Annotated in this window: 22 protein-coding genes; 11 read left to right on the forward strand and 11 right to left on the reverse strand. The window is 73.5% G+C overall.

Annotation, left to right across the window (positions count from 1 at the left end; genetic code table 11):
• Nucleotides 1-26: 26 nt before the first annotated feature.
• Nucleotides 27-623 carry a histidine phosphatase family protein gene (locus IE287_RS03660; protein WP_189847410.1) on the forward strand — a complete coding sequence of 199 codons (597 nt, stop codon included), beginning with the start codon at nt 27-29 and terminating at the stop codon, nt 621-623.
• A 68-nt stretch (nt 624-691) separates the two neighbouring features.
• Here the strand turns inward: IE287_RS03660 and IE287_RS03665 are convergent, their stop codons facing one another.
• Nucleotides 692-1,978 (reverse strand): NsdA family TPR-like regulatory protein, encoded by a 1,287-nt coding sequence (locus IE287_RS03665; RefSeq protein ID WP_189847411.1) that lies wholly within the window; start codon nt 1,976-1,978, stop codon nt 692-694.
• A 225-nt stretch (nt 1,979-2,203) separates the two neighbouring features.
• Here IE287_RS03665 and IE287_RS03670 point away from each other — a divergent pair, with 225 nt between their 5' ends.
• Nucleotides 2,204-2,668, forward strand: coding sequence for a hypothetical protein (locus tag IE287_RS03670; protein ID WP_189847412.1), 465 nt, complete (start codon nt 2,204-2,206; stop codon nt 2,666-2,668).
• Between the two features lie 66 nt (nt 2,669-2,734).
• On the forward strand, nt 2,735-3,598 hold the full coding sequence (locus IE287_RS03675; protein ID WP_189847413.1) for a spermidine synthase: 864 nt from the start codon (nt 2,735-2,737) through the stop codon (nt 3,596-3,598).
• Between the two features lie 11 nt (nt 3,599-3,609).
• Here IE287_RS03675 and IE287_RS03680 read toward each other — a convergent pair whose 3' ends face one another.
• Nucleotides 3,610-4,200: a hypothetical protein gene (locus IE287_RS03680; protein ID WP_229883261.1), complete on the reverse strand. Its 591-nt coding sequence runs from the start codon at nt 4,198-4,200 to the stop codon at nt 3,610-3,612.
• 88 nt (nt 4,201-4,288) lie between these two features.
• Between IE287_RS03680 and IE287_RS03685 the strand changes: the two genes are divergently transcribed.
• The 3 genes from IE287_RS03685 to IE287_RS03695 all read left to right on the forward strand — a co-directional run bounded on the left by IE287_RS03685 (nt 4,289) and on the right by IE287_RS03695 (nt 8,062).
• Nucleotides 4,289-4,990, forward strand: coding sequence for a response regulator transcription factor (locus IE287_RS03685; RefSeq protein WP_189847415.1), 702 nt, complete (start codon nt 4,289-4,291; stop codon nt 4,988-4,990).
• A 16-nt stretch (nt 4,991-5,006) separates the two neighbouring features.
• On the forward strand, nt 5,007-6,398 hold the full coding sequence (locus IE287_RS03690) for a sensor histidine kinase (protein ID WP_189847416.1): 1,392 nt from the start codon (nt 5,007-5,009) through the stop codon (nt 6,396-6,398).
• 134 nt (nt 6,399-6,532) lie between these two features.
• Entirely contained in the window at nt 6,533-8,062 is a 1,530-nt protein-coding gene (locus IE287_RS03695; RefSeq protein WP_189847417.1) for a glycoside hydrolase family 18 protein, read from the forward strand.
• A gap of 76 nt (nt 8,063-8,138) precedes the next feature.
• Here the strand turns inward: IE287_RS03695 and IE287_RS03700 are convergent, their stop codons facing one another.
• The 6 genes from IE287_RS03700 to IE287_RS03725 all read right to left on the reverse strand — a co-directional run bounded on the left by IE287_RS03700 (nt 8,139) and on the right by IE287_RS03725 (nt 16,612).
• Nucleotides 8,139-9,791 (reverse strand): bifunctional aspartate transaminase/aspartate 4-decarboxylase, encoded by a 1,653-nt coding sequence (locus IE287_RS03700; protein ID WP_189847418.1) that lies wholly within the window; start codon nt 9,789-9,791, stop codon nt 8,139-8,141.
• 19 nt (nt 9,792-9,810) lie between these two features.
• Nucleotides 9,811-11,514: an aspartate-alanine antiporter gene (gene aspT, locus IE287_RS03705; RefSeq protein WP_189847419.1), complete on the reverse strand. Its 1,704-nt coding sequence runs from the start codon at nt 11,512-11,514 to the stop codon at nt 9,811-9,813.
• A gap of 17 nt (nt 11,515-11,531) precedes the next feature.
• Entirely contained in the window at nt 11,532-13,214 is a 1,683-nt protein-coding gene (aspT, locus tag IE287_RS03710) for an aspartate-alanine antiporter (RefSeq protein ID WP_189847420.1), read from the reverse strand.
• A gap of 188 nt (nt 13,215-13,402) precedes the next feature.
• Nucleotides 13,403-14,278 (reverse strand): carbohydrate ABC transporter permease, encoded by an 876-nt coding sequence (locus tag IE287_RS03715; RefSeq protein ID WP_189847421.1) that lies wholly within the window; start codon nt 14,276-14,278, stop codon nt 13,403-13,405.
• Nucleotides 14,275-15,252, reverse strand: a complete 978-nt coding sequence (locus IE287_RS03720) for a carbohydrate ABC transporter permease (protein WP_189847422.1) — start codon at nt 15,250-15,252, stop codon at nt 14,275-14,277. Before IE287_RS03720 ends, IE287_RS03715 begins: the two co-directional genes overlap by 4 nt.
• Before the next feature lie 16 nt (nt 15,253-15,268).
• Nucleotides 15,269-16,612, reverse strand: coding sequence for an ABC transporter substrate-binding protein (locus IE287_RS03725; RefSeq protein WP_189847423.1), 1,344 nt, complete (start codon nt 16,610-16,612; stop codon nt 15,269-15,271).
• Between the two features lie 190 nt (nt 16,613-16,802).
• Here IE287_RS03725 and IE287_RS03730 point away from each other — a divergent pair, with 190 nt between their 5' ends.
• The 3 genes from IE287_RS03730 (at nt 16,803) to IE287_RS03740 (ending at nt 21,483) form a co-directional block, all read left to right on the forward strand.
• Nucleotides 16,803-19,475, forward strand: a complete 2,673-nt coding sequence (locus tag IE287_RS03730; RefSeq protein ID WP_189847424.1) for a cellulose binding domain-containing protein — start codon at nt 16,803-16,805, stop codon at nt 19,473-19,475.
• The gene (locus IE287_RS03735; RefSeq protein ID WP_189847425.1) at nt 19,460-20,794 is read left to right on the forward strand and encodes a glycoside hydrolase family 10 protein; all 1,335 of its coding nucleotides are present in this window, start codon (nt 19,460-19,462) and stop codon (nt 20,792-20,794) included. The genes IE287_RS03730 and IE287_RS03735 overlap by 16 nt, the downstream gene beginning before the upstream one ends.
• Before the next feature lie 437 nt (nt 20,795-21,231).
• Nucleotides 21,232-21,483: a helix-turn-helix domain-containing protein gene (locus IE287_RS03740; protein WP_229883262.1), complete on the forward strand. Its 252-nt coding sequence runs from the start codon at nt 21,232-21,234 to the stop codon at nt 21,481-21,483.
• Nucleotides 21,484-21,529: 46 nt separating this feature from the next.
• Here the strand turns inward: IE287_RS03740 and IE287_RS03745 are convergent, their stop codons facing one another.
• The 3 genes from IE287_RS03745 to IE287_RS03755 form a co-directional block, all read right to left on the reverse strand.
• Nucleotides 21,530-21,682 (reverse strand): hypothetical protein, encoded by a 153-nt coding sequence (locus IE287_RS03745; protein WP_189847778.1) that lies wholly within the window; start codon nt 21,680-21,682, stop codon nt 21,530-21,532.
• A 74-nt stretch (nt 21,683-21,756) separates the two neighbouring features.
• Nucleotides 21,757-22,155: a hypothetical protein gene (locus IE287_RS03750; RefSeq protein ID WP_229883263.1), complete on the reverse strand. Its 399-nt coding sequence runs from the start codon at nt 22,153-22,155 to the stop codon at nt 21,757-21,759.
• Between the two features lie 206 nt (nt 22,156-22,361).
• Nucleotides 22,362-22,805: a hypothetical protein gene (locus tag IE287_RS03755; RefSeq protein ID WP_189847427.1), complete on the reverse strand. Its 444-nt coding sequence runs from the start codon at nt 22,803-22,805 to the stop codon at nt 22,362-22,364.
• Between the two features lie 170 nt (nt 22,806-22,975).
• Between IE287_RS03755 and IE287_RS03760 the strand changes: the two genes are divergently transcribed.
• Nucleotides 22,976-24,217: an NsdA family TPR-like regulatory protein gene (locus tag IE287_RS03760; protein ID WP_189847428.1), complete on the forward strand. Its 1,242-nt coding sequence runs from the start codon at nt 22,976-22,978 to the stop codon at nt 24,215-24,217.
• Nucleotides 24,217-24,537, forward strand: coding sequence for a 4a-hydroxytetrahydrobiopterin dehydratase (locus IE287_RS03765; protein ID WP_189847429.1), 321 nt, complete (start codon nt 24,217-24,219; stop codon nt 24,535-24,537). The genes IE287_RS03760 and IE287_RS03765 overlap by 1 nt, the downstream gene beginning before the upstream one ends.
• Nucleotides 24,538-24,560 lie beyond the last annotated feature (23 nt).

Raw genomic sequence — 24,560 nt, forward strand, 5'->3', positions numbered from 1 at the left:
CGCGCAATCTCTGGAGAGCACCGTCCATGGCACCGCGCATCCTGCTCGCCCGACACGGCCAGACCGAGTGGTCGCTCCTCGGACGCCACACCGGCAGGACCGACATCCCGCTCCTCGACGAGGGCCGGCGCGGCGCCGAGCTGCTCGGCGAGCGTCTGCACCGCGGCCCCTGGCGGGGCCTGCCCGGCGTGGAGGTGCGCACCAGCCCGCTCGTCCGGGCGAGCGAGACCTGCGGCCTGGCCGGCTTCGGCGACCGCGCGGAGCCCTGGGACGCGCTGATGGAGTGGGACTACGGCGCCTACGAGGGGCTGACCCCGGCCCAGATCCAGGAGATCCGCCCGGGCTGGCTGATCTGGCGCGACGCCGTTCCGGAGGGCGAGTCGCTGGCCGAGCTGTCGGCCCGCGCCGACGAGGTCGTCGAGTGGGCCCGTTCGGCCGACCGGGACGTGCTGGTCTTCGCCCACGGGCACATCCTCCGGTCCATCGGCGCCCGCTGGCTCGGCGAGGACGTCTCCTTCGCCGGCCGCATCCGCCTGGACCCGACGAGCCTCTCGGTCCTCGGCTGGGCGTACGGCGCGCCGGCGATCGCCCGCTGGAACGACACGGGGCACCTGGAGGCCTGATCCCGGGTGCGGGCGGCGGATCCCCCGTCCGGTCCCGCCGGGCGGGGGATCCGGGATCCCCCGCCCCCTCACACCCCCGTGAGGATGAGGCGGGTCTCGGCCAGCAGGCCCCGGATCCGCGCCGACGCGATCCCGTCCAGGGAGTCGGCCACCCGCCGCGCCTCCGCCTCGGCCTCGTCGCGGCGGCCGGCGCGGGCGAGGTTGCCGGCGAGCTGGGCGCGGTAGAGGGCGAGGTTGCGGGCGAAGCGGGGGTGCTGGAGGACGGTGGCCCGGTGGGAGTGGCGGGCGGCGCGGGTCCAGTCGCCGAGCGCGGCCCAGCAGTGGGACTCCAGGGCCTCCAGCTCGGGTTCGCCGAAGAAGGACATCCACTCGGGGTCCTGGTCGGCGTGGCCGTGGCCGAAGTGGTCGTGGGCGCGGCCGAGGCACTCCTCCGCCGAGGAGCGGTCGCCGAGTCCGGCCCAGGCGGCGGCCTCGCGCAGGGAGAGCAGGGCGAGCAGCCGGGGGGAGTCGAGCGGGCCGGCGGCCCGCAGTCCGGCCTGGGCGGCGCGGACGGCCTCGCGGTAGCGGCCGGTGTCGCGGGCGAGGAAGGACGTGTTGCAGAAGGCGTGTGCCTCCAGGGCCGCGTTCCCGGAGACCCGGGCGGTGGCGAGGGCCTCGGCGTAGTGGGAGCGGGCGTCCTCGTGGCGGCCCGAGTCGTGGGCGAGCCAGCCTACGGAGAGCGACAGCTCCCCGGCGCCGGCGAGCAGCCGGTCCTCGGTGGAGCGGCGGGCCGCGGTGCCCCGGTCGAGCAGGGCGTAGGCGGTGCGGAGCGGCTGGGCGGCGACCTTGTAGAGCCCGTCGGCGCCGTGCCGGTCGTCGAGCAGGCGGATGCGCCGCACGGCGTCCTCGACGGCGAGGACCTCGGCCTCGCCGATGCGGTGGGTGCCGCGGGGGCTGGGGATCGCCGCGGCGGTGCCGCCGAGTCCCCAGGAGACGGCCGCCAGGGTGGCGGTGCCGCTCGTCATGAATGCGCGACGCAGCACGTCGCTCTCCTCATCGTTCCGGGTCGGGAGGGCGGGGGGCCCCGAGGCCCCGGCCGGGGCGGCCTGCCGTCGGCCGCGCACCGCCTCCCGCGCAGAGAAACCCAGGTCGGCAAGGTTCAGCCCGGGGAACATGTGCAGGAAGACCCGCTCGTACGCGTAGTTGGGGCAGCGGATCTCGCCCGCCTCCACGCGCCCGATGTAGCGGGCGTCGCACGCGACCTGTTCGCCGATCTCCCGTGCCGCCCGGCGGACCAGGGCGGCGAACTCCGCCGGGGAGTGCTGTCCGCGGAGCCGTCGGAAGGCGAGATTGGGAACTGCCCGTGACATGGCCATGGCCGAGCCCTCTCCTGGTGCTGCCGGGTGTTCCGGCGGCATGAACGTACCTGTTGTGACGGGATGCCTACGCAGAGTTTGGATACAAATCGGATATCTCGCCTGCGATCTGCCATGAACTGCCATCCTTTGCGGCGGCGTGCCGCCGTAGCCGTTGACGCGCACGGGCGTTGAACCGTATGGGAGAGACGGAACGTGTCTCCTCTGGGAAGCGAGGAGGGGTCCATGTCCGAGAACGCCACGCCTTTCGAGACGCCCGTGACGACCGCGACGCCCGTGACGACCACCCACACCGCCCCCGCCCCGGCGGCCGGCGGCGACGAGCCCTGCGACCTGGTGACCGTGCCCGCCCGGCAGGGCCTGGAGGCCGTCGACATCCTCCGCCGCCGCGGCGCCCCCGCCGTCGGGCCCGTGCTCCACGACGGCGCCTGCGACACCCTGGGCTTCCTCGTCCCGCCCGGCACCGCCGCCGCCTGGGACCTCCCCGGCAGCGCCTGCACCCGCACCTCGGGCCGCGGCCTGCGCCTCCCCGAACTCCCGGAACTGCCCGGCCCCGCGGGCGCCGCCCCCCGCCCCGCCGGCTGGCTGCTCCCGCCCGGCGACACCGACCCCGTCACCGACCCCGCCGTGCTGCGCCGCGCGCTCGGCGAGGCGGCCCGCCTCATCGAGGCGGCCGACGGCTGTCACTGACCCTTCCGCCCCGCCTCCACCCCGGCCCCGGCCCCCTCCGGTCCCGAACCGGCCGATAATGGGCGGATGGCCAGGAACAAACAGCGCGAGCGGGCGGCGGCCGGCGCCGTCTCCGAGACCGTCGACGGCGGACTCGCCGAACTGATACCCGACCGCGACCGCCCCCGCGCCTGGACGCTGCTCCTCGACGGCGCCCCGCAGTCCCACGTGGACCTCGACGACCCCACCGCGCTCACCTTCGAGTACCAGCGGCGCCTCGGCCACGTCGCCGACCTCGCCGCCCCGCCCGGCCGCCCCCTCCAGGCCGTGCACCTCGGCGGCGGCGCCTTCACCCTCGCCCGGTACGTCGCCGCGACCCGGCCCCGCTCCACCCAGCAGGTCGTCGAGATCGACGAACCCCTCGTCCGCCTCGTCCGCCGCGCGCTGCCGCTCGACCCCGGCGCCCGGATCCGGGTCCGCGCCACCGACGCCCGCGCCGGACTCGCCAAGGTCCCGGACGGCTGGGCCGACCTCGTCGTCGCGGACGTCTTCCGCGGCGCCCGCACCCCCGCCCACCTCACCAGCACCGAGTTCCTGGCCGAGGTGCGGCGCGCGCTGCGGCCCGGGGGCACGTACGCCGCCAACCTCGCCGACGGCCCGCCGCTGGCCCACCTCCGCGGCCAGATCGCCACCGCCGCCGCCGTCTTCCCCGAACTGGCCCTGATCGCCGATCCGACCGTCCTGCGCGGCCGCCGCTTCGGCAACGCGGTCCTGGTCGCCTCCGACCGCGAGCTCCCCGTCGCCGACCTGACCCGCCGCGTCGCGGGCGACCCGCACCCCGGCCGGGTCGAACACGGCCGCGCCCTCGCCGACTTCACCGGCGGCGCGGCGCCGGTCGCCGACGCGCACGCGAAGGCCTCACCGGCCCCGCCGCCCTCCGTCTTCCGCTGAGCCGCCGCGGCTCAGGCCCTGCGCTCCTCGATCTGCACGCGCGGGGCGGAGTCGTGCCACAGGCAGAAGACCGACACCTCCCGGTCGCCCTGGGTGAAGCTCACCCGGATCCACGTCGGCTGCTTCCACACCTGCATCTGCCAGCCCGAGGCCGGGATCGCCGAGACCAGCTCGGCGGAGGTCTCGCCGAGGTCGAAGGTCACCCGGCCGCCGTCGGACGGGAAGCTCTGCACCCGCGAGGAGGACGGCGCGGCCGGCGGGGCGGTCGTCGGCGCCGGGGCGGTCCGGGGCGCCGACGGACTGCCGGTCCCGGCCGCGCCGTCCGCCGTCCGGGTCGCCGCCGGTGAGGGCGGCGGGGACGACGAGGCGGGCGGGGCCGGGGGAGTGGTCCGCGGGCGGCGGGTCGAGGCCGTCACCGGATCGCCGAGGGCGGTCTCGACCGGGGCCGGGCCGGCCGCCGTGGTGTTGCCCGGCAGCGGCAGGGCGCGCGGCGGGTCGTAGACCGTGCCGGACAGCACCGTGTGCACCCCCCACCAGGAGAGCGTGACCGCCGCGCCGGTGGCGAGCGACCAGGCCAGGGCGTGAACGAGTCCTCTTCGCATCCCGGCCATACTGCACCACGCCCGTCCGGCGCGTACCGGGAGGTGGGGAGTGCCCGGGGCGTCACACGGATGGCGTACGGTGCCGCCCATGGCAAGTGTGCTCGTGGTCGAGGACGACCAGTTCGTGCGCTCCGCCCTCATCCGGCAGCTGACGGAAGCCTCCTACACGGTACGGAGCGTCGGCACGGCACTGGAGGCGCTGCGCGAGGTCGCCCATTTCCGCTTCGACGTGGTCGTCCTGGACCTCGGTCTGCCCGATCTGGACGGGTCCGAGGCGCTGAAGATGCTGCGCGGGATCACCGACGTGCCGGTGATCATCGCGACCGCCCGGGACGACGAGGCGGAGATCGTCCGGCTGCTGCACGCCGGCGCCGACGACTACCTCGTCAAGCCCTTCTCCGTCGAACACCTCACCGCCCGGATGGCCGCCGTGCTCCGCCGCGCCCGCGCGGTGTCCGGGGACCCCGCGCCGACGACCGAGCTGCGGGTCGGCGGACTCGCCATCGACCCGCTGCGCCGCCAGGCCGAACTCGACGGCGTCCCGCTCGACCTGACCCGGCGCGAGTTCGACCTGCTCGCCTTCCTCGCCGGCCGGCCCGGCGTGGTCGTCCCCCGCAAGGAGCTGCTGGCCGAGGTGTGGCAGCAGGCCTACGGGGACGACCAGACCATCGACGTCCACCTGTCCTGGCTGCGCCGCAAGCTCGGCGAGACGGCGGCCCGGCCGCGCTACCTGCACACCCTGCGCGGCGTCGGCGTGAAGCTGGAGCCGCCGCGGGAGCACCAGCCGTGAGACGGGAGCGCCGGCCGTGAGATGGGCCCTCGTCAAGGTGTCGCTGGCCGTCACGGCCATGGTCGTGATCGCCTTCGCCGTCCCGCTCGGCCTCGTCGTCAAGGAGATGGCCCGCGACCGGGCGTTCTCCAACGCCGAGCGGCGCGGCGCCGGGCTCGCCCCGGTCCTCGCCATCACCACCGACCGGGTGGAGCTGGAGAAGGCCGTCGCCACCACCGAGGACGGCTCCGCCGGCCGGCTCGCGATCCACGTCCCGCCCGTCGCCCCGGGCGACCAGGCCCTGGAGATCGGCACCCGCCGGGCCGAGGTCGAGGACCTGGAGGCCACCCGAGCCCTGGGCCGCGCCTCCATCGCCGAGGTCCCCGGCGGCTACGTCCTGCTCCAGCCGACCGCGCTCAGCGCCGCCCAGGTCGTGGTCGTCGAACTCTTCGTCCCCGAGGGCGAGGTGACCAACGGCGTCGCCACCGCCTGGCTGGTCCTCGCCGGCGTCGGCGTCGCCCTGATCGTCGGCTCGCTCGCCGTCGCCGACCGGCTCGGCGTCCGCATGGTCCGCCCCGCCCAGCGGCTCGCCGGCGCCGCCCACGAGCTCGGCGAGGGCCGGCTCGGCGTGCGCGTCGCCGAGGAGGGTCCGCCCGAACTCAAGTCGGCCGCCGTCGCCTTCAACTCCATGGCCGACCAGGTCGTCCAGCTCCTCGCCAACGAGCGCGAACTCGCCGCCGACCTCTCCCACCGGCTCCGCACCCCGCTCACCGTGCTCCGCCTCAACGCGGCCTCGCTCGGCTCGGGCCCCGCCGCCGACCAGACCCGGGCCGCCGTCGAGCAGCTGGAGCGCGAGGTGGACACCATCATCCGCACCGCCCGCGAGGCCAAGCCGCAGACCACCGCGCCGACCGGCCCCGGCGCCGGCTGCGACGCCGCCGAAGTGGTCCGGGAGCGCATGGAGTTCTGGTCCGCGCTGGCCGAGGACGAGGGGCGGCTGGTCCGCCTCGCCGGCGTCGAGCGGCCGGTACGGATCCCGGTGGCGCGCCCCGAACTGATCGCCGCCCTCGACGCCCTCCTCGGCAACGTCTTCCGGCACACCCCGGAGGGCACCGCCTTCTCCGTCGACGTCCACAACGGCGACGACGCGGTCATCGTCCTCGTCTCCGACGCCGGGCCCGGCATCGCCGACCCGGACGCCGCGCTCGCCCGGGGCAACAGCGGCACCCGGGCGGGTTCCACGGGCCTCGGCCTCGACATCGTGCGCCGCATGGCCGAGACCACCGGCGGCGACGTCCGGATCGGGCACTCGGTGCTCGGCGGCACCGAGGTGCGCATCTGGATCGGGCTCGGCGGCCACCGCCCCGGCGGCTCCGGCGGCCACCGCTCGCACCGGCCGGCCCGCCGCCGCAAGACCGGCCGGCGCTGAACCTTTCGTGGTTCCGATGGCTTCCTTAAGCGGACCCTAAGGATCCCGACCGGCGTCAGGAGTGCGGCATTCGTCCGGTTCCCGGGCGCTAGCGTGCTGCCGCACCCCACCCCCGCTCCACGGAGGCAGCACGCATGGGCAGCAACGGGCACCGGCGCAGGACCAGCGGCCGCGCGAAGGCCGTCGGCGCGGTGGTCGCCGCCGCGATCACCGGCGGCACGGTCTTCGCCCTCACCGGTACCGCCCAGGCCGCCGCCGTGGGAGCCGCCTACACCCGGACCAGCTCCTGGACCGGCGGCTACACCGGCCAGTACGTGATCACCAACGAGACCTCCACCACCCAGTCCGACTGGACGCTGGAGTTCGACCTCCCTGCCGGGACCACCCTCGGCTCCCTGTGGAACGGCGACCACACCGTCTCGGGCCGCCACGTCACCGTGCGGCCCGCGAGCTGGAACCGGCAGCTCGCCCCCGGCCGGTCCGTCACCGTCGGTTTCGTGACCTCGGCGGCCGGACGGGCCGGGGACCCGGCGGGCTGCCGGATCAACGAGGCCGCCTGCTCGGCCGGCGGTCCCGCCCCCACCCCCAGCGGCCGGCCCACCGACCCGCCCACCGCGCCCCCGAAGCCGACCGCGACCGCGAAGCCGACCGCCACCGCGACCGCGCCCCCGAAGCCGACCGCCACCGCGTCCCCGAAGCCGACCCCCACGGCCACGGCGACCGCCACGGCACCCCCGAAGCCGACCCCGACCCCGGCCCCCGCCCCCGCCGCCGGCGCGAGGTTCGCCCCCTACGTCGACACCTCGCTCCACCCCGCGTACGACCTGCTCGCCACCGCCGACGCCACCGGGGTGAAGGAGTTCAACCTCGCCTTCATCACCTCCGGCGGCTCCTGCGCCCCCCTCTGGGGCGGCGTCACCGACCTCGCGAACGACCGGGTGGCGGCCCAGATCGGCGCCCTGCGCGCCAAGGGCGGTGACGTGCGGGTCTCCTTCGGCGGCGCCGCCGGCCACGAGCTGGCGCTGAACTGCGCGAGCGCCGCCGACCTGGCGAAGGCGTACGGCAAGGTCGTCGACCAGTACCGGCTCACCAAGGTCGACTTCGACGTCGAGGGCGCCGCCCTGCCCGACACGGCCGCCAACACCCGCCGCTCCCAGGCCATCGCCCAGCTCCAGAGGTCGCACCCCGGCCTGAACGTCTCCTTCACCCTGCCGGTGATGCCCGAGGGCCTGACCCAGCCCGGGGTGAGCCTGCTCGCCGACGCGAAGAGGAACGGCGTCCGGATCGACGCGGTCAACATCATGGCGATGGACTACGGCCCCGCCTACGGCGCCGACATGGGCACGTACGCGATCCAGGCCGCGACCGCGACCCAGGCCCAGCTCAAGGGCGTCCTCGGGCTCTCCGACGCGGCCGCCTGGAAGGCCGTCGCCGTGACCCCCATGATCGGCGTGAACGACGTCACGACCGAGGTCTTCAGGGTCGACGACGCCGCCCAGCTGGTCGACTTCGCGAGGTCGAAGGGGCTCGGCCGGCTCTCGATGTGGTCCTCGACCCGCGACAAGCAGTGCCCGGACGGCGCGGTGAACCGCGCCGACGCCACCTGCTCCTCGATCCTCCAGCAGCCGCTGGCCTTCACGAAGGCCCTCTCCGCCTACCGGTAGACCTTCCCGTCCCCCCACACCGCGTGCCCCGGCCGACGACACCCCACCTTCGGCCGGGGCACGCCCCCGTTCGGCGTCAGGCGTCCCGCGAGGCCCGCCACTCGTTCTCGTAGTCCTGGAAGATGCCCCGCAGGTGGTGGCCGATCTTCAGGTAGTCGAGGTCGTCCAGGTTGGCCAGCGAGACCCGGACCGACCACTCGGGGCCGTCGAAGCCGCCGCCGTTGAGGAGGACCACGCCGGTCTGCTCGGCGAGCCGGAAGAGCGGGTCGACGGGCTCGTAGTTCTTCTCCAGGAAGTCGGCGAAGTCCTTGCCGTGGACGCGCTCGGCCTCCGCGAGGAGGTCCAGCTCGATGTAGTAGCCGGCCCGCTTGTCGTCGTCGGCGATCTTCATCCGGGCGCCCTCCAGGAGGAGGTCGAGCCGCTGCCCCACGATCGACCGCAGCCGCTCCTTGTACTCCTGGCCCTCGGGGAGCATGTCGAAGAGCGAGAAGAGCGTCATCATGACCTGCTGCGGCAGCGACAGGCCCGCGGTGTGGTTGAGGGCGACCTGCCGGGAGTCGGCGACCAGCCGGTCGATGAACCGGATCTTCCCCGGTTCCAGGGAGAGCGTCCCGTACCGCTTGTCCAGCCGTGCCTTCTCGGCCGCCGGCAGGTCGGCGATCATCCGGTCGACGACGTTGTCGTCGTGGAGGCCGATGACGCCAAGCCGCCAGCCGGTGGCGCCGTAGTGCTTCGAGTACGAGTAGACGAGCAGGGTGTTCTGCGGCAGGTCGGCGGCGATCGAGCGGAAGCCGGGGACGAAGGTGCCGTAGACGTCGTCGGTGACGATCACCAGGTTCGGGTTCTTCTCGGCGACGATCTCCTTGAGCTGGTTCGCGACCCGCTGACTGAGCGCCAGGGAGGGCGGGTTGGAGGGGTTGACCAGGCAGAGCAGCTTGATCGAGGGGTCCTCCAGCTTGGCGACCTCCTCCGGGGGGTAGCGCCACTCGCGGACGCCGGTCTCGGTGAAGAGGGAGGCGTTGACGTGCACCACGTCGAACTCGTACGTGTCGAGCTCGGGGATCTCGATGTACGGGGTGAAGACCGGCACCATCAGGGCGATCCGGTCGCCCTTCTTCAGGATCCCGTTCTTCATCAGGGAGTCGAAGACGTAGCACATGGCGGCGGTGCCGCCCTCGGTGGCGAAGTAGGAGACGTTCCCGGCGGGCGGCCGCCCGCCGAACATCTCGTCGTCGACGTAGCCGCGGACGACCTGTTCGGTGTGGGTGAGGATCCGGTCCGGCACCGGGTAGTTGTCGCCGATCGAGCTGTCGGTGAGCTCGTGGACGAAGGCGTCCTTGTCGAAGCCGAAGCGCTCGACGGCGTACTCGACCGACTTCTGGAGCAGCTCGATGCCGGGCAGGTCCGGGTGCTGCCGCGCGAAGGTGTCGAAGCGGGCGCCGGAGCCCTTGAGTTCGGGCATGCCGCCGAGGTCGTCGGCGGTCCACACCCGGCGGGACTCGGCGATGGCGAAGTAGCCGAGGGCGTGGAAGGCCTCGCGGGGGCTGGTGGCGGTCCAGTTCGGGTTGCCGCGGCCGGCGTTGAGCATCTGGATCGAGGACTTGCCCTTCTGGCCGGGCCGATCGGCCTGGGCCGCCTGGGCGATGGTGATGAACTTGTCCTTCAGCTCGAACGGCGAGAGCTGGGCGAAGGACTTGATCTCCTCGCGGGTGAAGCTGGTCTCGGGCATGGCGTGTCCTTCGCGGAGGTCAGTGGTTGAGGATGACGATCACGGCGCCCCAGATGGTCAGCAGCACGTTGCCCACCGCGTAGGGGATCGTGTAGCCGAGGGTGGGGATCTGCGACCTGGACTGTTCGTTGATGGCGCCGATCGCCGCGGTCGTGGTCTGGCCGCCGGCCAGCACGCCCATCAGGATCGGGAAGCGGATCTTCTGGACGTAGTGGCCGACGAGGAAGCCGACGATCAGCGGGATCAGGGTGGCGACCGCTCCCCACAGGAGCAGCCCCCAGCCGGCCGTGGACAGGCCGCTGGTGAAGCTCGGGCCGGCGTTGATGCCGACCACGGCGACGAAGGCGCACAGGCCGAAGGTGTCCATGAACCACTGGGCGCCCGGCGGCACGTTGCCGTACGTCGGGTACTTGCCCCGGATCCAGCCGAAGACCAGGCCCATGATCAGCGCGCCGCCGGAGGTCGACAGCGAGATCGGCACCCCGGAGACGGTGAGGGCCGGGATGCCGACGCAGCCGCCGAGGAAGACGCCGAGGCCGACCCAGAGCATGTCGGTGGCGAAGGAGGTCGGCACGGGCTTGCCGATCGCCCTGCCCGCCGGGTCCACGAGGCGCTTCGGGCCGGTCAGGACCACGGTGTCGCCGCGCTCCAGCTTCGTGGAGAGCCGGTAGGGGAACTCGGAGCCGGAGCGGTAGATCCGGTCGACGTAGACGCCGACCATGAAGGGCTCGCGGCGCAGCTCGGCGACGGTCTTCCCGAGCTGCGCCCTGTCCGAGGCGACGACGTGGAGGGACTCGGTCTCGTAGCCGAGGAGTTCGACGTCGTCGGTCTCGGGGCCGATGTGGGTGCGGGCGTCGAAGTCGACGAGGGAGCCGCGCAGGGCGGAGACGGCGACGGTGTCGCCCTCGCGGAGCACGGTCCGCTGGTCGTGGTCGAGGACCGTGCCGTCGCGGCGGACCCGGGTGAGGTAGATGCGGTGGCCGAGCTCCTGCTGCTGCTTCTCGAAGTCGTCGATGGTGCGGCCGACGAGGTCGGGGCGCCGGATCGTGTACGCGCGCAGCACGACCTCGTAGTAGCCCTCGGCGAGGTCGGGGTTGTCACCGGGGGCGTCCAGCTCCTGGGCGAGCCGCGCGGACTCGGCGGCCAGGTCCCGCTTGTAGAGCCGGGGGAGGACGTTGGCGAGGAGGATCGCGCAGAGGATGGTGCCGAGCGGGTAGGTGACCGCGTACCCGATGGCGACCAGGTTCTCCTCGGTCTTCATCTGGTCGGCGGAGAGCCCGGGGAGGTTGCCGATGGCGTCCTGGGCGACGCCGATGACGGCGGACTGGGTGAGCGCGCCGCCGAGCAGGCCGGCGGAGAGGCCGGGGCCGTACCCGAGCATCACGGCGAAGCCCCAGGAGACCAGCAGGCCGGTGACGCAGACGATGATCGCGTTGACGACCTGCGGCAGTCCGTCCTTCTTGAGGCCCCGGAAGAACTGGGGGCCGACCTTGTAGCCGAGGGCGAAGAGGAAGAGGGTGAAGAAGAGGTTCTTCACCGTCGCGTCGATGGTGATCTCGAACTGGGCGCCGAGCAGCAGGCCCGCGACCAGGCAACCGGTGACGGCTCCCAGGGCGATCGCCCGGTAGCGCAGCTTCCCGATGAGGAAGCCGAGGGCGACGGTGAGGAAGACCAGCAGTTCGGGGTGGGGCTGGAAGATGTTCCGGTCGAGGAAGTCGATCATGGAGGTGGGGCCGCCTCTCAGGCTCCGAGGATGCCGACGAGCAGAGGTCCGGTCAGCGGGAGCAGGAAGTTGGAGAGGGTGTAGGTGATCGTGTAGCCGAGCATCGGGACCGAGCTCTGCGCGACCTGGGTGACCGAGGTGATCGCCGGCGTCGAGCACTGCTGCCCCGCGATGGCGCCGATGAGCAGCGGTTTCTCGATCTTCAGGAGCTTGCGGCCGACGACCAGCGAGACCGTCGCCGGGACGAGGACCATGGCGATGCCCGCGAACGGCAGCAGCGCCCCGTACTCCTTGAGCAGCGGTCCCGCCTGCGGGCCGGAGACCAGGCCGGTGCAGGCGATGAAGATGGCCAGGCCCATGTCCTTGAGCGTGGTGGCGGCCTGCGGCGGGAAGGCGCCGAAGGTCTGGGTGCGGGAGCGGTACCAGCCGAAGAGCAGGCCGGAGACGAGGCAGCCGCCGCCGGTGCCCAGCGACAGGGGGACGTCGCCGAACTTCACCACGACCTGTCCGAGGAGCGAGCCGCAGGCGATGCCGAGACCCAGGTAGACGAAGTCGGTGGAGTCGTTCCTGACGATCGCGCCGACCTTGGAGGCGAGCTTCCCGAGCGAGGCGCGGGCGCCCACCAGGGTGAGCACGTCGCCGCGCTGGACGACGGTCTCCGGGGTGGCGGGCAGGTGTGCCTCGCCCCGCAGCACGTCGGTCACGTAGACGCCGCCGGAGGCGATCTCCGGGTGCTCGGTGGTCAGCGTGTCCAGGGACTTGCCGGCCGCCGACCGGTCGGTGAGGGAGACCTGCTGGGTGGCGAGGGGGGTGTCGAGGCCCGGCACCGCGGGGGTCTCGGGGCCGATGAGCCGGCCCGCCTCGATGATGTTGGCCCGCCGGCCGACCGCGAGGACGAGGTCGGAGAGGGTGAGCGTGAAGTCGGGCGGGGGAGGGGTCAGGATCTCGCCGCCCCGCTTCACCGCCTCGACGGTGACCCGGTTGCCGAACTGCCGCTCCAGGTCGGAGACCCTGGCGCCGTCGGCGAGGGTGACGAGGAAGGTGCGGCCCACCATGTTGGGCAGCGCCTCGCGCTCGTCGGACTCCAGGGCGGCGCCGGAGCCCCGCATCTTCTCCCACAGCTCGCGGGAGGCGTCGCGGAGGTTGATCCGCAGCAGCATCGGCATGATCTGGCTGGTGTAGATCACGATGGTGACGAGGCCGAAGAGGTAGCAGACCGTGTACGCGGTGGCCACGTGGCCCTGGTACTGGGTGATCTGCTCCTGCGTCAGGTCGGAGAGCTTGCCGATGGCCTCGGTGGCCGTGCCGACGACCGCGGACTCGGTGGCGGCGCCGGCCAGGATGCCGGCGGCGGTGCCGACGTCCAGGTCGAAGGCCTCCGCCAGGCCGAGGGCGATGCCGACGACGCAGACCACCTCGATGATGCAGAGGGTGAAGAAGCGCAGGCTCTTCCTGTTGAGGTTGGCGAAGAACTGGGGCCCGGCCAGATAGCCGAGCGAGAAGATGAAGATCGCGAAGAAGATCGTCTTGACGTCGTCGGAGACGGTGACCTTCGCCCAGGCGCCCATGAGCAGCGAGACGATCAGCGTCCCGCAGATGCCGCCGAGCGTGATCGGGCCGACCCGGAGCTTGCCGAGGAGGTAACCCGCGGCGAGGCAGACGAAGAGGGCGAGTTCGGGATGGTCGCGCAGGACTCCCATCCGGCCTCACCCCGCCCACGCGATGGGCAAATCGTTCATAGCGGACATAAGGGGAAGCTAGCAGCGCAAGATCGGCAGAGGGCCGCCGCCGCGCCCGTCCGGGTGAACGCCCTCCGCGGCCCCGTCGCCCCGTCGCCCCGTCCCCCTTGAGCCCGTCCACCCCTTCACCCCTTCACCCCTTCACCCCTTCACCCCTTCACCGCGCCCCGCATCACCCCGCCCACGATCTGCCGCCCGAAGAGGGCGAGCACCACGAGGAGCGGCAGCGTCCCGAGCAGCGCCCCCGCCATCACCACCGAGGTGTCCGGCACGTACCCCCGCCCGAGCCCGGTCAGCGCCACCTGCACCGTCGGGTTCCCCGTCTGGGTCAGCGCGAGGACCGGCCAGAAGAAGTCGTTCCACGCCGCCACGAAGGACAGCATCCCGAGCACCGCCATCGCCGGCCGCGCCGCCGGCAGCACCAGGTGCCACACCACCCGCAGCGTCCCCGCCCCGTCCATCCGCGCCGCCTCCAGGAGCTCGGGCGGCAGGGCCCGCAGCAGGTGCTGGCGCATGTAGAAGACGCCGAAGGCGGAGACCAGCGAGGGGAGCACCACCGACTGGAGCTGGTCCGTCCACCCCAGCCGGGCGATCAGCAGGTAGAGCGGGACGACCCCGAGCTGGGGCGGCACCAGCAGCGTCGCCCCCACCAGGAGCAGCAGCGGCCCCCGGAAGCGGAACCGCAGCCGGGCGAAGGCGAAGCCGGCCAGCGTCGAGAAGAGCACCGTGCCGAGCGCCACCGATCCCGCCACCACGGCCGTGTTGGCCAGCGCCTCGCCCATCCCGCCCTCGTCCCAGGCCACCGACAGGTTCCGGCCCAGGTTCCGGCCGAACCGGAACGGCGGCGGGCTCTGGGCCAGCCGCCCGCTCGTCCGCGAGGCGGCGACCGCCGTCCACAGCAGCGGGAAGACGGAGACCGCCGTGAACAGGCCGAGCAGCAGGTACGTCCCCCACCCGCCCCGCTCGTACGGCTCCGCCCCCGCGTCCGGCCCCCGGTCGCGGCCCCGCCGCGCCCGCCCGCTCACCGCCGCGCCCTCCTGCCGCGGGCGACCCGCGCGAGCCGCACCGCCCCGAAGAGCACCACCAGGAGCAGCAGCATCGCCCAGGCGATCGCGGCCGCCCGCCCCAGGTGCAGGTTCACCCAGCCCTGTTCGTACAGGTAGAGCCCCAGCGTCTGGTACTGGTGGTCGGCGCCGCCCGAGGCGCCCGCCCCGCTGCTGAAGAGCAGCGGTTCGCCGAAGAGCTGCAGCGCGCCGATCGTCGACACCAGCCCCGTGAAGGCCAGCGCCGGCCGCAGTCCCGGCAGCGTCACGTGGAGGAACCGGCGCCACCGGGACGCCCCGTCCAGGGCCGCCGCCTCGTAGAGCTCGTGCGGGATCGTCTGCATCGCCGCCAGGTAGATCAGGGCGTTGTAGCCCGTCCAGCGCCAGATCACGATCGACGCCACCGCGAACTTCGACGCCCACGGGCCGTTCTGCCAGTCCACCGGAGCGAGCCCGACCAGCCCGATCGCCCAGTTCACCATCCCCTGGTCGCGCCCGTAGAACAGGGCGAAGACCAGCGTCGCCGCCGCCACCGAGGTCGCGTACGGGGCGAGTGCCGCCACCCGGAAGAAGAGCCGCCCGCGCAGCCGGGCGTCCAGCAGGTGCGCCGCGCCGAGCGCGAGCAGCAGCTGCGGCACGGTCGCCAGCACCCCGATCAGCACCGTGTTCGCCAGCGCGTTCCAGAAGAAGTCGTCGGTGAGCAGCCGGGCGTAGTTGTGCAGGCCCACCCACTCCCGGGCCTCCGGCGCGGTCAGCTCCACCCGGAAGAGCGAGGTCCAGGCCGTCGCGGCCAGCGGGAAGAGCCCGAAGGCCCCGAAGAGCAGGAAGAAGGGGGCGACCAGCACGTACGGCGCCGCCCGCGACCGCAGGCGGCCGAGCCGGCGCCGCCCGGTCCCCGGCGGCCCCGGGGGGCCCGGCGCCAGGGGCAGGGCCCGCTCCACGAGGTCCTCGGCCATCCCGTTCCCGTCCACCTCACCGGTCCAGCGCGTTGTCGATGGCCTTCATCGCCGCCCGCCACGCCGACTCCGGCGACCGGCCCGTCTGGTCGACCTGGAGCATCCCCGTGTCGGACAGGATCGTGTTGACCAGGCCGTCCTTGGGGCCGACCGGAGCCACCGGCACCCCCATGGCCGCCGCGGAGAAGATCCGGCCGACGGGCGCGTCGCCGAAGTACGGATGGCGGGCGCCGCGGACCTGCGGCAGGCCGAAGGCGGCCTCGGCGCTCGGGAAGCTGCCCCGCCGCTCGAAGAGCACCGCCTGCTGCGCGGGCGCGGTCAGCCAGGCCGCCAGCTCGGCCGCCTCCTCGACGTGCCTCCCGGCGGCCGGGACGACCAGGAAGGAGCCGCCCCAGTTCCCCGGCCGGGGCGCCTTCGCGACGTCCCACTTCCCCTTCCCGTCCGGGCCGCCCTTGTCCTGGATGTAGCCGAGCATCCACGCCGGGCAGGCGATCGAGGCGAACCGTCCGTGCGCGAAGCCCTGGTCCCAGTCGGGGGTGAACTGCTGGAGGCGGGCGGTCAGTCCGTGCTCGGCGAACGCGGCGCCGAGGTCCCAGGCGGCCCGCACGGCCGGGTTGGCCGCCACCACGAGCCGCCCCTCGGCGTCGTAGTAGCGCAGCCGCGCGCCCGAGATCACGGCGGCCATCACCCCGGACGCGGAGTCGGTGAAGGCCACGCCCTCGGGCGCCCGCGCGGCGAACCGCCGCCCCGTCTCCAGGTACTTCCGCCACTCCCCGGCCCACAGCCGGCCCACCTCCTCGCGGTCGGTGGGCAGCCCGGCGGCGGCGAAGTGGTCCTTGCGGTAGCAGACGGCCAGCGGCCCGATGTCGGTGCCGAGCCCCAGGACCCGCCCGTCCCCGGTCCGCGCCTGCGCCCACTTCCAGGGCAGGAAGGCGTTCTCCTCCACCCCGGGCGCGTGCGCCAGGTCGACGAGCCGGCCGGCCTGGGTGTCGACGACCTCGGCGATGTTCCCGACCTCGACGGCCTGGACGTCGGCGAGGCCGGCGCCGGCCGTGAGGTGGGTGAGCAGCTGCGGGTAGTAGACGTCGGCGCGGGCGAGCGAGGTCTGCCGGACCGCGACGTCCGGGTGGAGCCGCATGTACGTGTCGTACAGCCCGGCCTCCTTGAGCCCGAAGGTCCCGTACACCCCGACGGTGAGGGTGACCGGCCGGCCCGCTCCGTCCACGGTCTCCCCGGATCCGGCCGGGGGCGGCACCGGCGGGTCGTCCGCGCAGCCGCCGAGCAGGGCCGCGGCGAGCAGCAGCGCCAGGGCGCGCGGGCGGGCGCCGGTCCGTCGTGGTGTCCCGTTCCTCCGCCCCATGGGCCCGACCGTAGGCGGCGGGGGCGGGGCGGCCGGCGGGGCGGCGCCGGGGGCCGGGCCGGGCTCACCCGTTCGGCCCCCGGCCGGGCGGGCCGTCGAACGTCTTCGACGGGTCCCGCGTATTGACCGTGTTCTGACAGGAAACGGATAGTGGGAGCGCTCCCATACTTCACTTCCCGACGGGATACCCATGCGCAGACCACGACTCCTCGCGGGGCTCGCGGGGCTGGCCCTCACGGCCGGGCTCCTCGCCGGCGCCCTGCCCGCGGGCGCCGCCGAGACCGCCCCGGCCCCGGCCTCCGCCGCGTACACCTGGAAGAACGTCCGGATCGACGGCGGCGGCTTCGTCCCCGGCCTGGTCTTCAACCGGACCGAGAAGAACCTCCTCTACGCCCGCACCGACATCGGCGGCGCCTACCGCTGGGACCAGGCCGGCTCCGCCTGGATCCCGCTCCTCGACCACGTCGGCTGGGACGACTGGGGCCACACCGGCGTCGTCTCCCTCGCCTCCGACGCCGCCGACCCCGACAGGGTCTACGCCGCCGTCGGCACCTACACCAACGACTGGGACCCCGGCACGGGCGCCGTCCTGCGCTCCGCCGACCGCGGCGCCACCTGGCGGCGCGCCGACCTCCCCTTCAAGCTCGGCGGCAACATGCCCGGCCGCGGCATGGGCGAGCGCCTCGCCGTCGACCCGCACAAGAACTCCGTCCTCTACCTCGGCGCCCCCAGCGGCAACGGCCTCTGGCGCTCCACCGACTCCGGCGCCACCTGGGCGAAGGTCACCTCCTTCACCAACCCCGGCGACTACCGGCAGGACCCCTCCGACACCAGCGGCTACAACTCCGACGCGCAGGGCATCGTCTGGATCACCTTCGACGAGTCCACCGGCAGCGGGACCGGCGCCGGCGCCGGCGCCACGAAGACGATCTACGTCGGCGTCGGCGACAAGGAGAACGCCGTCTACCGCTCCACCGACGCGGGCGCCACCTGGACCCGCCTCGCCGGCCAGCCCACCGGCTACCTCGCCCACAAGGGCGTCCTCGACGCCGGGAACGGCTACCTCTACCTCGCCTACAGCGACACCGCGGGCCCCTACGACGGCGGCAAGGGCAAGGTCTACCGCTACGCCACCGCCACCGGCGAGTGGAAGGACGTCAGCCCCGTCGCCGAGGCCGACACCTACCACGGCTTCAGCGGCCTCACCCTCGACCGGCAGCGCCCCGGCACGGTCATGGTCTCCGCCTACAGCTCCTGGTGGCCCGACACCCAGATCTTCCGCTCCACCGACTCCGGCTCCACCTGGACCAGGGCCTGGGACTACTCCTCGTACCCCGACCGCTCGAACCGCTACACCATGGACGTCTCCTCGGTGCCCTGGCTGACCTGGGGCGGCAACCCCACCCCGCCCGAGCAGACCCCCAAGCTCGGCTGGATGACCGAGGCGCTGGAGATCGACCCCTTCGACTCGGACCGCATGCTGTACGGCACCGGCGCCACGGTCTACGGCACCACCGAGCTCACCCGGTGGGACGCGGACGCGAAGTTCACCATCAGGCCCATGGTGAAGGGCCTGGAGGAGACCGCCGTCCTCGACCTGGTCTCGCCGCCCTCCGGCGCCCCGCTGATCAGCGCCCTCGGCGACATCGGGGGCTTCCGCCACACCGACCTCGGCGCCGTCCCGCCGATGATGTTCACCGCCCCGAACTTCACCTCGACGACCAGTCTCGACTACGCCGAGACCAAGCCGGACGTCCTCGTCCGCTCCGGCCACCTCGACGGCGGGCCCCGGGTCGCCTTCTCCACCGACAACGGCGCGCACTGGTCCGCCGGACAGGAACCCGCGGGCGTCACCGGTGGCGGCACGGTCGCCGCGGCCGCCGACGGCAGCCGCTTCGTCTGGAGCCCCGAGGGCACCGCGGGCGTCCACGCCGCCACCGGACACGGCACCTCCTGGACCCGGGCGGCCGGCATCCCGGCCGGCGCCGTCGTCGAGTCCGACCGGGTCGACCCGAAGACCTTCTACGGCTTCCACGGCGGCACCTTCTACGCCTCCGCCGACGGCGGCCTGACCTTCACCGCCAAGGCCACCGGCCTGCCCGCCGAGGGCAACGTCCGCTTCAAGGCCGTCCCGGGGCGGAAGGGCGACATCTGGCTCGCGGGCGGAGCCCCCGACGCCGCGTACGGCCTCTGGCACTCCACCGACGGCGGCGCCACCTTCACCCGCCTCCCCGGCGTCGACCAGGCCGACGCGATCGGCTTCGGCAAGGCGGCCCCGAACGCCTCCTACCCGGCGCTCTACTCCAGCGCGAAGATCGGGGGCGTCCGCGGCGTCTTCCGCTCCACCGACGCCGGCGCCACCTGGGTCCGGGTCAACGACGACGCCCACCAGTGGGGCTGGACCGGCGCCACCATCACCGGCGACCCGCGCGTCTACGGACGCGTCTACGTGGCGACCAACGGGCGCGGCATCCTCTACGGCGACACGAGCGAGACCGGCGGCGGGGACGGCGGCGGCACCGACCCCGGCACCCCGCCCGCCGGTGCCTGCAAGGTCGCCTACACGATCACCAACCAGTGGCAGGGCGGCTTCCAGGCCGACGTCACCGTCACCAACACCTCCACCGCCGCCTGGACCGGCTGGACCCTCGGCTGGAGCTTCCCCGCCGGTCAGACCGTCGGCCAGATGTGGAACGCCACCCCGGCCCAGACCGGCTCCGCCGTCACCGCGAGGAACGCCGGCTGGAACGGCGCCGTCGCCGCCGGCGGCTCCGCCTCCTTCGGCTTCACCGGCGGCTGGACCGGCACCAACCCCGTACCCGCCGTCTTCACCCTCGGAGGTGCCACGTGTTCCGCCGCCTGACCGCCGGCGCGGCGCTCCTCGCCGCCGCCCTCGGCCTCGCCGGGCCCGCCTCGGCCGCCGAGGCCCCGCTGCGGGACCTCGCCGACGCCCGGGGGATCTACCTCGGCACCGCCGTCACCGGCGGGAGGCTCACCGGAGGGTACGCCGACACCGCCGCCGCCCAGTTCGGCTCCGTCACCCCCGGCAACGAGATGAAGTGGGGGTCCGTCGAACCCGTGCGCGGCCAGTTCTCCTGGACCGGCGCCGACCGGGTCGTCGACTTCGCCGAGGCGCACGGCCAGGAGGTCCGCGGCCACACCCTGGTCTGGCACAGCCAGCTGCCCTCCTGGGTCGAGAACGGCACCTGGACCCCGGACGCCCTGCGCGCGGTCATGACCGACCACGTCACCACCGAGGTGGGCCGCTACAAGGGCCGCGTCGACCACTGGGACGTCGTCAACGAACCCCTGAACGAGGACGGCACCCTCCGGCGGTCCGTCTTCGGCGCCACCCTCGGCGAGTCCTACATCGCCGACGCCTTCCGGGCCGCCCGGGCCGCCGACCCGGCCGCGCGCCTCTACGTCAACGACTACTCGACCGACGGCCTCGGCGCCAAGAGCGACGGCATGTACGCCCTGGTCGAGCGGCTCCTCGCCCAGGGCGTGCCGATCGACGGAGTGGGCTTCCAGGCCCACCTGATCCTCGGCCAGGTCCCCTCCACCCTGGAGGCCAACCTCCGGCGCTTCGCCGAGCTCGGCGTCGACGTGGCGATCACCGAGCTCGACGTCCGGATGACCCTGCCCGCCACCGACGCGAAGCTCGCCCAGCAGAAGGCGGACTACGCGGCGGTGACCCGCGCCTGCCTGGCCGTCACCCGGTGCGCCGGGCTCACCGTCTGGGGCTTCACCGACTCCGACTCCTGGATCCCGGACTTCTTCCCGGGCCAGGGCGCGGCCACCCCCTACGACGAGAGCCTGAACCCGAAGCCCGCGTACGCCGGGATCGCCGAGGCCCTGGGCCCGGTCACCCCGCCCGGCCCGGCGGGCTGCGCCGCCGCGTACGCGGTGCAGAGCCAGTGGGGCGGCGGCTTCACCGGCCAGGTCACCGTCCGCAACACCGGCACCGCCCCGCTGACCGGCTGGAAGGTCACCTGGGAGTACCCGGCGGGCCAGCGGGTCACCCAGGCGTGGAACGCGGGCGTCACCCAGACCGGCACCACGGTGACGGCGACGCACCTCGCGTACAACGGCACGGTCCCGGCCGGCGGCTCCACGGTCTTCGGCTTCAACGCCTCCTGGACCGGTGCCAACCCGCCCCCGCCCACCCTCACCTGCTCCTAGCGGGCGCACGAGAACGGCCGAGGCCCCGGTTCTTCCGAACCGGGGCCTCGGCCCTCAGGGTGAGTAACGGGACTCGAACCAGTTTCGTTACCCACTTTTGACCTGCGGCGATGCCGAGAATCCGGACATACCGGGGCTGTTCGATGTCGCTCGATGTCGCTCGGGGTGCCCCGATGGGGGGTGTTGTTCCCGTGGGAACAGGCGCGGGAACGGGGCTGGCGCCCGGTCCCGGAGTGAGTAGCCGAGCTCCTGACCGCGATAGGCCGGAACGTGACAGCGCCCCCGCTGAAGCGAGGGCGCCGCCTGACCGCTCCCGACCGCCTGGGGGGCAGGACTGGGAGGGCCAGTCTGTGGAGTGCTGTACTCCGCTTTCCTATCGCATGCCTTCATGATCACACAATGTAGGGTTTGGCCTACAGCTTTTTGATCATGGTCCCGTGAGCGTGGAGAACGTGCCACGCTCCGCCCCACCACCCGACTGGGTCCTCGATCGGCGCCGACAGGTCGGCGACCGCATCAGGGCGGCACGACTGCACGCGAACCTCACCCAAGAGGCAGTCGCGCACAGGGTCCCCATGGACCGGTCGACCTACATCCGCATCGAGCAAGGCCAGTCCGCGGCCACCCTCGACACGCTCTTTCTGGTCGCCGATGTGATCGGCGTCCCCCTCGCCCATCTAGTGCGGTAGCCCCGGCCGGCCACGAAGAGCTGTCGACCGGGGCCCCGCGAACTGGCTACACGGCCGGGGAGCCGCTCCCCGGGCACGTCTCGGTGCCGGTGCCGCCCCGCTGGTGCATGGCCGTGGGCTGTCCGGGCGCGGAGCCGACGCCGGCCCCGCAGACGGGGCAGCTTCCCTCACACATGCCGGGGTCGAATCGCTTGGTCACAGTGCAGTCCTCCTGGCGTAGGCGGTGCTGACGGTGGTGCGATGTGCGCTCCCCGGCCGAACGCCGGGGAGGGTCTAGAAGGCGGCCTGCAGCTCCCGGCCGCCGGCGCCCTGTCCAGCTCGGGCGGTGTGGTGGAACAGACAGTGGACCCGCGCGCCCGAGTGGAAGACGACCCCGAATCCGGGGTGCTGGTTCTCGGGGGAGTAGCCGTAGGCGCTCGCGACCTCGGGGTGCCCCGAGTTGGCGGCTGCGGCAGCGAGGTAGTCCTGCGCGCGCTCGGGCGACACCTTGCCGTCCTGGTAGAGGGGCGGGTAATCCACCGTGGCAGGCGGGGTGCCGGTGACGACCGGGTCCTCGTCGCCCTTGGCGCCGGGCGGGGACGCCGTGGTGACGCCGAACCAGACCTGGGCCCCGGTGGTGAACGTGACGTGCAGGCCAGTGGTGTGGTCGCCGCGATCCCAGGGGGCAACCAACTGGATATCGGGCGCCTTGTCCAGGACTTCGAGGGCGAACTGCTGAAAGCGCGCGGGGAGCATTTGTGATCATTTCCTCTCGGTGCGGCCCGCCCATCCTAAGGACTGCGGGGTGCCGACCAGGGCTCAGCGCGTGATGCCGATGCCGATCACGGCCAGCAGCGCGAAGGTGGTCAGGACGTACAGGGCCTGACGCTGCCACTCCTTCACCGCGAGGCTGGCGCGACGGGCGGGCGGTCGGGGCGGCCGATGAACGGTGCCGCCGCCCGGTGCTCGCGGATCGCCGTCAGCATGTCGCGGGCGCACAGCGCGAGGTGCCGGGGGTACGACCACGTGCCCAGCGGGCTGCTGCTCGGGCCCTCCGCACGAAGGCGGGCAAGTACCTCCAGGGCGCCGCGGCCGCGCGCGCACAGGTCCACGGGCGGCACCGTGAGGAGGCCGCGCTCCAGGACGTCGAGGTAGTCGAGGAGCGTCGCCGTGACGCGGGCCAACTCGTCCTCGCCAGGGTGGTCCCGCATCGCGAGGGTGCGCCGGACGAGAGCCGCTGCCAGGTCCTCGACGCGCCGGTCCACGGAGGGCCCGTCCTGGAGGAGTAGATCCCCGATCGGGCTGGGCCGCCTGATCTCATCGGGCCGGCTGTGCTCAGGCATGGGGGCGCTCCCTCCGTCGGGGGCATTCCTGCGGTTCGCTGTACGCCCCGGTGGCTGTAGGTCGATGATGTGTGGGCACCCATCTGCACTGGTAGGCCATCGAGTGGCCACGCATGGCCACGGCGCGGCCACGGCCCTGAGGGACCGCAATGACACCTCACACTGGCGGCATGAGCCGCAACGACGCCCTGCGCGCGGCCCGCCTCCGCGTCGGCTGGAGATCCGCTGAGGCCGCCGCCGGCGCGCTCACCGCCCACGGACAGCGGCTCCTCGACGACCGGCACTTCGCCGTGTCCCCACGGACGTGGCGCCGGTGGGAGGGACCGCGCCCCGGCTGGCCGTCCGACGAGACCGCGCTCGTCCTGCACGACGCGCTCGGCCGGTGGCCGGAGGACCTCGGCTTCACCACCCCGCCGGGCTGGATCCGGCCCGAGCACCACGAAGAGACCACCGTGCAGCAGCAGTCCCTCCTCGCCGTCACCGCGCCCGCTCTCGTTCCTGGACCGCTCGCCCCACAGCAGGTCGACCCCGCGCTCGTCGACTACTTCCAGGCCCAGCTCGAAGGGCACTACCGCGCCGACATGCTGCTCGGCCCACACGACTTGATCGGCACCCTCGGCCCCCAGTACCAGCTCATCGACAAGCTCACCCGGAGCGCGACCGGCGACACCCGCCGCGGCCTGCTCCGCGTCGGCGCCGCCTACGCCGCGCTCGTCGGCTGGCTCTACCAGGACGCCGGCGACCTGAGTGCGGCCACTTTCTGGCGGGGCATCACCCAGGAGATAGCGCTCCGCGCCCGCGACCCCCACCTCATCGGCTACGCCATGGTCAACTCGGCGCAGGTCCGGACCGACCTCGGAGACGGGGCCAGCGTCATCGACCTGTGCGAGGCCGCCCTCGACGACGACAAGGTCGTGCCGAAGATCCGGGTCATGGCCATGCAGCAGCAGGCCCACGGCGCCAGCCTCCTCCGGGACCGAGCCGCCGTCGACCGGCTCATCGACGCCGCCGACCAGCTCCTGCCCCGGGTCGACGACGACCTCCCCTGGGGCAACGCCTGCCGCCGCACCCCCGGCTACCTAGAGGTGCAGCGCGCCACCTGCTACGGCCGGCTCGGGCTCGGCACCGAGGCGAGCGCCCTGTGGCAGCAGGTGCTCGCCGTCGTGCCCGCGACCGCGCGGCGGGACCGCGGCGTCTACATGGCCCGGCACGCCACCGCGGCCGCCACCGCTCGGGAGCCGGAGCAGGCGGTGGAGATCGCGCGGGAGGTGGCGACGATCGCGGTGGAGACTGGCTCGGCCCGGATGCGCCGGGAGCTGGAGGCGCTGGAGCGGGTGATGCGGCCGTGGCACGATGCGCCGGTAGGCCGGGACCTGGCCGAGGCCCTGGCGCCCGTGACGGAGGGGACCTGATGTCGGACGAGAAGCTGCCGTTGTCGGAGGCCGAGATCGAGGAGGCGCTCGCGGCCCTGCCCGGGTGGCGGCGCGACGGCGACGAGATCACCCGCAGCTACGGCATCCGCTACCACGGTGGCGTCGCCATGATCGTGCACGTTGCGGACGTCGAGCGGCTGATCGGACACCACGCGGACATCGACCTCCGCTGGGGCCGGATCCGGTTCGGCATCACCACCCACGACGCCGGCCACCGCCTGACCGCAGCCGACTTCGACCTCGCGCGCCGGATCGACTCCATCGCGGCCGCGCACCTGGCCGAGCCCATGGATGCCTGACCCCCGGACATGACGAAGCCGCC

The organism is Streptomyces omiyaensis (assembly GCF_014650895.1).
Lineage (GTDB): Bacteria > Actinomycetota > Actinomycetes > Streptomycetales > Streptomycetaceae > Streptomyces > Streptomyces omiyaensis.

Coding starts and splice junctions, on each gene's coding strand:
- IE287_RS03685 (WP_189847415.1), top strand. CDS start 4,289: ATGGCAAGTGTGCTCGTGGTCGAGGACGACCAGTTCGTGCGCTCCGCC.
- IE287_RS03660 (WP_189847410.1), top strand. CDS start 27: ATGGCACCGCGCATCCTGCTCGCCCGACACGGCCAGACCGAGTGGTCG.
- IE287_RS03725 (WP_189847423.1), bottom strand. CDS start 16,612: ATGGGGCGGAGGAACGGGACACCACGACGGACCGGCGCCCGCCCGCGC.
- IE287_RS03720 (WP_189847422.1), bottom strand. CDS start 15,252: ATGGCCGAGGACCTCGTGGAGCGGGCCCTGCCCCTGGCGCCGGGCCCC.
- IE287_RS03695 (WP_189847417.1), top strand. CDS start 6,533: ATGGGCAGCAACGGGCACCGGCGCAGGACCAGCGGCCGCGCGAAGGCC.
- IE287_RS03675 (WP_189847413.1), top strand. CDS start 2,735: ATGGCCAGGAACAAACAGCGCGAGCGGGCGGCGGCCGGCGCCGTCTCC.
- IE287_RS03765 (WP_189847429.1), top strand. CDS start 24,217: ATGTCGGACGAGAAGCTGCCGTTGTCGGAGGCCGAGATCGAGGAGGCG.
- IE287_RS03700 (WP_189847418.1), bottom strand. CDS start 9,791: ATGCCCGAGACCAGCTTCACCCGCGAGGAGATCAAGTCCTTCGCCCAG.
- IE287_RS03755 (WP_189847427.1), bottom strand. CDS start 22,805: ATGCCTGAGCACAGCCGGCCCGATGAGATCAGGCGGCCCAGCCCGATC.
- aspT (WP_189847419.1), bottom strand. CDS start 11,514: ATGATCGACTTCCTCGACCGGAACATCTTCCAGCCCCACCCCGAACTG.
- IE287_RS03665 (WP_189847411.1), bottom strand. CDS start 1,978: ATGGCCATGTCACGGGCAGTTCCCAATCTCGCCTTCCGACGGCTCCGC.
- aspT (WP_189847420.1), bottom strand. CDS start 13,214: ATGGGAGTCCTGCGCGACCATCCCGAACTCGCCCTCTTCGTCTGCCTC.
- IE287_RS03680 (WP_229883261.1), bottom strand. CDS start 4,200: ATGCGAAGAGGACTCGTTCACGCCCTGGCCTGGTCGCTCGCCACCGGC.
- IE287_RS03760 (WP_189847428.1), top strand. CDS start 22,976: ATGAGCCGCAACGACGCCCTGCGCGCGGCCCGCCTCCGCGTCGGCTGG.
- IE287_RS03670 (WP_189847412.1), top strand. CDS start 2,204: ATGTCCGAGAACGCCACGCCTTTCGAGACGCCCGTGACGACCGCGACG.
- IE287_RS03730 (WP_189847424.1), top strand. CDS start 16,803: ATGCGCAGACCACGACTCCTCGCGGGGCTCGCGGGGCTGGCCCTCACG.